This is a genomic window from Zhongshania sp. (assembly GCF_041623545.1).
Lineage (GTDB): Bacteria > Pseudomonadota > Gammaproteobacteria > Pseudomonadales > Spongiibacteraceae > Spongiibacter.
Genome location: NZ_JBFJWS010000014.1, coordinates 33828 through 40073 on the forward strand (window position 1 = coordinate 33828; position 6246 = coordinate 40073).

Here is a 6246-nt window from a genome sequence, read left to right on the forward strand (position 1 = left end):
GCGGAAAGAGGCGGATAATGAGTAAAGAAATATTATTGGTAGTTGAGGCCGTCTCGAATGAGAAGGGTGTGTCTAAGACCATTATTTTCGAGGCCATTGAGCAGGCCTTGGCGACAGCGGCAAAAAAACGCTACGACGAAGACTCTGATATCCGTGTGGTGATTGACCGTGTTACCGGCGATTACCAAACTTTTCGGAGCTGGTTGGTTATGCCAGACGACGAGATGGCTTTGCTAGGTACTCAGTTGACCATTGAGGAAGCTCATGAATATAGCAAAGACCTAAAAGCGGGCGATGTTTACGAAGAAGTCGTAGAAAATGTTGGCTTTGGTCGTATAGCTGCGCAAACCGCTAAGCAGGTAATTGTTCAAAAAGTACGAGAAGCTGAGCGCGCGCAAATCGTCGATGAATATAAAGATCGCGTCGGTGAGCTGATTAACGGTACGGTCAAGAAAGTTACCCGTGACAGTATTATTGTTGATTTGGGTGGCAACGCCGAGGCCTTGTTGCCACGGGAAGAATTGGTTGGTCGCGAAGTGTTTCGTATCAATGATCGGGTGCGCGCGATATTGGCAGATGTTCGTCCGGAAGCGCGTGGCCCGCAGTTGTTTTTGAGTCGCGCCTGTCCAGAGATGTTGATTGAACTTTTTAAAATTGAAGTGCCCGAAGTTAATGAAGAAGTTATTGAGATTCGTGCCGCGGCGCGTGATCCGGGTTCCCGCGCAAAAATTGCAGTAAAAACCAATGATGGTCGTATTGACCCGGTTGGCGCCTGTGTAGGTATGCGCGGTTCGCGGGTACAGGCTGTTTCTGGCGAGCTTGGCAATGAGCGTGTCGATATTATTTTGTGGGACGACAATCCCGCTCAACTCGTCATTAATGCAATGGCGCCCGCGGAAGTTGAATCGATTGTCGTCGATGAAGATACCCACACCATGGACGTTGGTGTGGCTGATGACAATTTGGCGCAGGCAATTGGTCGCGCAGGACAGAATGTGCGTTTAGCTGGTCAGCTGACGGGTTGGACGATCAATGTGATGAGCATTGAAGAGATGTCCGCCAAGCACGAGCAAGAATCCAGTCATATCATTAGTTATTTTGTTGAAGCCTTGGATGTTGGCGAAGACATTGCAGAAGTTTTGGTAGAGGAAGGTTTCACCACGCTTGAAGAGGTGGCCTATGTTCCTTTAGAAGAAATGATGTCAATTGATGGCTTTGACGAAGATTTAGCCCAAGAGCTCCGGGCTAGAGCGAAAGATGCGCTATTGACGCAAGCGATTGCGAGCGAAGAAGTTTTGGAAAGTGCCGAGCCGGCTGAAGACTTGTTGACAATGGACGGGATGGAAAAGCATCTAGCGTTCATTCTTGCCAGCCGTGGCGTAGTAACGATGGAAGATCTGGCCGAACAGGCTGTTGAAGATCTTCTCGACATTGAAGATATGACTAAAGAGCGGGCCGGTGAGTTGATTATGACTGCTCGTGCTCCGTGGTTTGCAGACGAAGACGAAACTGCAAAATAAGCGAGTCGTACCGTTTTGGGAGAATGATGAATGGCTGAAGTTACCGTGAGCCAGCTGGCAGAAGTCGTTGGCGCACCTGTCGAGCGTCTGCTGCGACAAATGAAAGAAGCGGGCCTGTCACACAGCGCTGCTCAACAAGCTGTGTCCGATGAAGACAAGCAAACCCTGCTGACTTTCTTGAAGCGGAGCCACGGAGAATCAGCCGAGGCCCCTCAGCAAATTACGCTTAAGCGCAAAACCCTGAGTACACTAAAGACTGGGTCTGGCGCGGGCAAGAAGACCGTTAATATTGAAGTGCGTAAAAAGCGTACTTACGTTAAGCGCGACCCTGCAGAAATGGCTGCGGAAGCGGCGGCGGAAGAAGCACTGTTACGTGGTGATGCGTCTGCGCCAGCAGAGGAGCCTAAGGCGGCTGAACCTGTTGTGGCAGAGCCTGTTGTGGCTGAGACCCCAGTTAAAGAAGCGCCTGCTGAGAAGGTGCCGGAGCCAAAAGCTGCTGAAGTAGAAAAGGCGCCGGAATCGGCTCCAGAGCCAGTCGTTGCTAAAGAAGAAATTAAAGCCGAGCCGGTGAAGGCTGAAGCGCCAGTGGCGGTAGAGAAGCCTGTCGTTGAGCCCGCCGCTGAAGAGCCGGTTGCCGAAGTGGTTAAACCTGCACCGGCAAATAAAACTGATGAATACCGCGAAGTGGTCGAAAATGTATTAGATGTCGACCCTGAAGTGCTTCGCCAGCGCGCAATATTGCGTCGTAAAGCGGAAGAAGAGCGGGTTAAGGAACGTCGTGCAGCCGTCATCGCCGAGAAGAAACGCGATGAAGATGAGCGCATTGCGCGTAAAAAAGCCGCTGCGGCGCCAAGCCCAGCTAACGCCGATAAAGGCGCCGGCCCAGCGCCAGCCCCCGCTGATACTAAATCGGACGATAAGCCTGCGCCGCGCCATCACCGTCGTGCCGCTGCAGCGCCAGCCGCTGCTGGCGATGATGATCGGCCACGCCGTAAAGGCGGTAAGGCTCGCGGGAATAAGCGCGATGACTTTGACGGCAATTTCGCCGGTGGCGGTCGCCGCAAGAAGAAAACCCTCAAGTTGCCAGATGACGCTCAACGTCATGCTTTTAACGCGCCGACGGATAAAATTGTCTACGCCGTTAATGTTGGTGAAACCACTACTGCGGCTGAACTAGCAACGCAGATGAAGGTGAAGGCCGCTGAAGTTATTAAAGAAATGATCAAAATGGGCTTGATGGTAACTATCAACCAGCCTATTGATCAGGACACCGCTCAGTTGGTCGTAGAAGAGATGGGTCACACGGTTAAGTTGGTTTCCGAAGACGCCGTCGAAGAAGCGCTTGAGGAAACTCTCGGTGCTCGCGGCGCGGGTACCATGGTTCCGCGCGCGCCAGTGGTTACCGTTATGGGTCATGTTGACCACGGTAAGACCTCGCTGCTTGATTATATTCGTGAAGCGAAGGTTGCCAGTGGCGAAGCGGGTGGTATTACCCAGCACATTGGTGCCTACCACGTTGAAACCGGTCACGGCATGATCACCTTCCTTGATACCCCTGGTCACGCGGCATTTACGCAAATGCGTGCTCGCGGTGCCAAGAGTACGGATATTGTTATTCTGGTTGTGGCGGCGGATGACGGCGTAATGCCGCAAACTGAAGAAGCCATTACCCATGCAAAAGCAGCGGGCGTGCCGCTAGTTGTTGCTGTAAATAAAATGGATAAAGAAGGTGCTGACCCTGAGCGCGTTAAAAACGAGCTCTCCCAGCGCAATGTTATTTCTGAAGAATGGGGCGGCGACACGCAGTTTGTGTATGTTTCTGCTCATTCTGGTGAAGGCATCGATAAATTACTTGACGCAATATTGTTACAGGCTGAATTGCTTGAATTGAAAGCGGCGCCAGATTTACCGGCGCAGGGCTTGGTTATCGAGTCTCGCTTAGATAAAGGTCGCGGTGCTGTTGCATCCTTGCTGATCCAAAGCGGCACGCTAAAGCAGGGCGATATCGTCTTAGCTGGTCAGTGCAGTGGTCGTGTTCGTGCCATGATGGACGAAAACGGCAAGCCGGTGAAAGAAGCGGGTCCGTCGATTCCGGTAGAGATTCTCGGTCTCGATGGTACGCCAGATGCGGGCGACAGTTTTGTGGTTGTCGAAAACGACAAGCGCGCGCGTGAAGTTGCGGACTTCCGCCAGGTTCGTGAGCGCGAGCAGCGTATTAAGCGTCAGCAAGCGGCTAAACTGGATCGCATGTTTGAAAGCATGGAATCTGCTGAGCGCCGTATATTGAATATCGTCTTAAAGACCGATGTTCGCGGCTCGCTCGAAGCCTTGCAGGCGTCCTTGATGGATATCGGTAACGAAGAAGTTAACGTAAACATCGTTTCGGCCGGCGTTGGTGGTATTACCGAGACTGACGTGAACTTGGCGCTGACTTCTGGTGCGGTGATGTTCGGCTTTAACGTACGTGCCGATTCAAGTGCCCGTAAATTAGCTGAGAACGAAGGTGTAGACCTGCGTTACTACAGCGTTATTTACGATGTTATCGACGATGTAACTGCTGCTCTGACTGGTATGCTTAGCCCAGAAATGCGCGAAGAAATCGTGGGTGTGGCTGAAGTGCGCGACGTCTTCCGTTCGCCTAAGTTCGGTGATATTGCCGGCTGTATGGTTATTGAAGGTACGGTTTACCGCAATAAGCGCATCCGCGTGTTACGTGCCGATGTGGTCATTTACGAAGGTGAGCTCGAGTCGCTACGTCGCTTCAAAGACGACGCGAACGAGGTCAAAAACGGCACTGAGTGTGGTATCGGTGTTAAGAACTACAAAGATGTACGCCCCGGTGACAAGATCGAGGTTTATGAAGTGAAGGAAATCGCGCGTAGCCTTTAATGGCGCGCGTCGTGGGGTATAAGGTCAATTGAAAGAATTTAGTCGCACAGCACGTATTGCGGATTTCCTGAAGCGCGAACTGGGTAGTTTCATCCAGAAAGAGCTGCGGGACCCGCGTCTTGGCATGGTTAGCGTGATTGATGCAGAAGTCAGTCGCGATATGAGTCACGCCAAAATTTACGTCACAGTCATGGGTAAAGATTCGGCCGAAGAGGCGAAGGAATCTTTAGACGTGCTCAATAAGGCTTCGGGTTTTTTACGCAGCCAAGTGGCTAAAATCAATAATGCTCGGACTACCCCGCAGCTGCGTTTTTACTACGATAGTAGTATTAATCGCGGTCAGCACATTAGTAAATTGATTCAGGATGCGGTCGCGTCTGACCGCAGCCGCTACCCGGAAGATGACGGGGAATAGTTTTGGCAAAAGCTCGTAAAGGGCGACCGATTAACGGCATCTTGGTGCTGGATAAGCCCCCAGGTCGTTCTTCTAATGGTGCGATGGTTGTCGCCCGCGCTATCTACCACGCTACTAAAGCCGGTCATACCGGCGCGCTTGATCCCTTGGCTACCGGTGTATTGCCGGTGTGCTTTGGCGAGGCCACCAAATTTTCTCAGTACTTACTCGAAGCGGATAAAGAATACCGCAGCACCTTTGTGTTCGGTCAGCAGACGGATACTGGTGATTCTCAGGGTGAGATACTCGCGGAGCAAGATGCCTCAAAGATAACGGCTGAGCTGCTCGAGGCCCAAATTGACGCATTGCGGGGTGATATCTTGCAAGTGCCGCCAATGTATTCGGCCTTGAAACGCGATGGTAAGCCCTTGTATGCCTTGGCGCGCAAGGGGATTACTGTCGAACGTGAAGCGCGACCCGTGACAATTCGGGAATTTGAGCTAGAGTCTTTTACTGCTGGACCTTTGGCCGAGGCGGTAGTGCGGGTGGTGTGTACTAAAGGTACTTATATACGCTCTCTTGCTGAGGATTTGGGCGCGGCACTCGGGGTAGGGGCTCACGTAGCGACCCTGCGCCGCCTGCAGGCGGGGCCGTTTTGCGAGGCTCAGGTGGTGACCACTGAAGCCATTCAGACGCTGCGCGATGCGGGTGATTTTGAAGGCTTGGATGCTTTGTTGCTGCCTATTACTGACGCATTGGGCCATATGAACAAGCTGTCGCTTGGCGATACGGCTGCCTATTATTTGCGCCAGGGGCAGGCGGTACAGGTATCGGGCGCACCTACTGAAGGCTTGGTGGTGTTGAGCGACGATAGCGGCGAGTTTATGGGGATTGGTGAAATATTAGACGATGGGCGAGTTACTCCTCGTCGTTTGCTCTCAACTATGTGATAATACGCGGCTGATTTTGCGTAGCCACAATGTAAATGGCTCGCGCAATAGGAAAAATGAAGCTTTGAATTGATTCAGAACTTCCGAACCTGACTGTAAATATGCGCGGTCAGGCTCGATTGATAAACGCATATTCGTAATTAAGGAATGTAAAAATGGCATTATCTGCTGTCGAGAAAGCTGAAGTTGTTAAAGACTACCAAACCGCCGAGGGCGATACTGGTTCCCCAGAAGTGCAAGTAGCACTGCTGACTGTCAATATTAACAAGCTACAAGGTCACTTCGAAGGCCACAAAAAAGATCACCACTCACGTCGTGGTTTGATCCGTATGGTTAACCAGCGTCGTAAATTGCTGGACTACCTTAAGCGTAAAAACCAAGAGCGTTACAGCAAGCTGATCAAGCGTTTAGGTCTGCGTCGCTAAGAAGAATAAGTGAGGGGGCCTTAGAGGCCCCCTTATTACTTTTATCATCCTTATTTTGGGAGGAATTA

General features: G+C 51.6%; 5 protein-coding genes. All 5 read left to right on the plus strand.

Annotation, left to right across the window (positions count from 1 at the left end):
* Positions 1 to 17 precede the first annotated feature (17 nt).
* The 5 genes from nusA to rpsO all read left to right on the plus strand — a co-directional run bounded on the left by nusA (position 18) and on the right by rpsO (position 6178).
* Positions 18 to 1520: a transcription termination factor NusA gene (gene nusA, locus ABYT30_RS03745; protein WP_373083170.1), complete on the plus strand. Its 1503-nt coding sequence runs from the start codon at positions 18 to 20 to the stop codon at positions 1518 to 1520.
* A gap of 30 nt (positions 1521 to 1550) precedes the next feature.
* Positions 1551 to 4409 carry a translation initiation factor IF-2 gene (infB, locus tag ABYT30_RS03750; RefSeq protein ID WP_373083168.1) on the plus strand — a complete coding sequence of 953 codons (2859 nt, stop codon included), beginning with the start codon at positions 1551 to 1553 and terminating at the stop codon, positions 4407 to 4409.
* Between the two features lie 28 nt (positions 4410 to 4437).
* Positions 4438 to 4824, plus strand: a complete 387-nt coding sequence (gene rbfA / locus ABYT30_RS03755) for a 30S ribosome-binding factor RbfA (RefSeq protein WP_008250518.1) — start codon at positions 4438 to 4440, stop codon at positions 4822 to 4824.
* Between the two features lie 2 nt (positions 4825 to 4826).
* Positions 4827 to 5753, plus strand: coding sequence for a tRNA pseudouridine(55) synthase TruB (gene truB, locus ABYT30_RS03760; RefSeq protein ID WP_373083167.1), 927 nt, complete (start codon positions 4827 to 4829; stop codon positions 5751 to 5753).
* Between the two features lie 155 nt (positions 5754 to 5908).
* Positions 5909 to 6178 carry a 30S ribosomal protein S15 gene (gene rpsO / locus ABYT30_RS03765; RefSeq protein ID WP_008250520.1) on the plus strand — a complete coding sequence of 90 codons (270 nt, stop codon included), beginning with the start codon at positions 5909 to 5911 and terminating at the stop codon, positions 6176 to 6178.
* Positions 6179 to 6246: the final 68 nt, after the last annotated feature.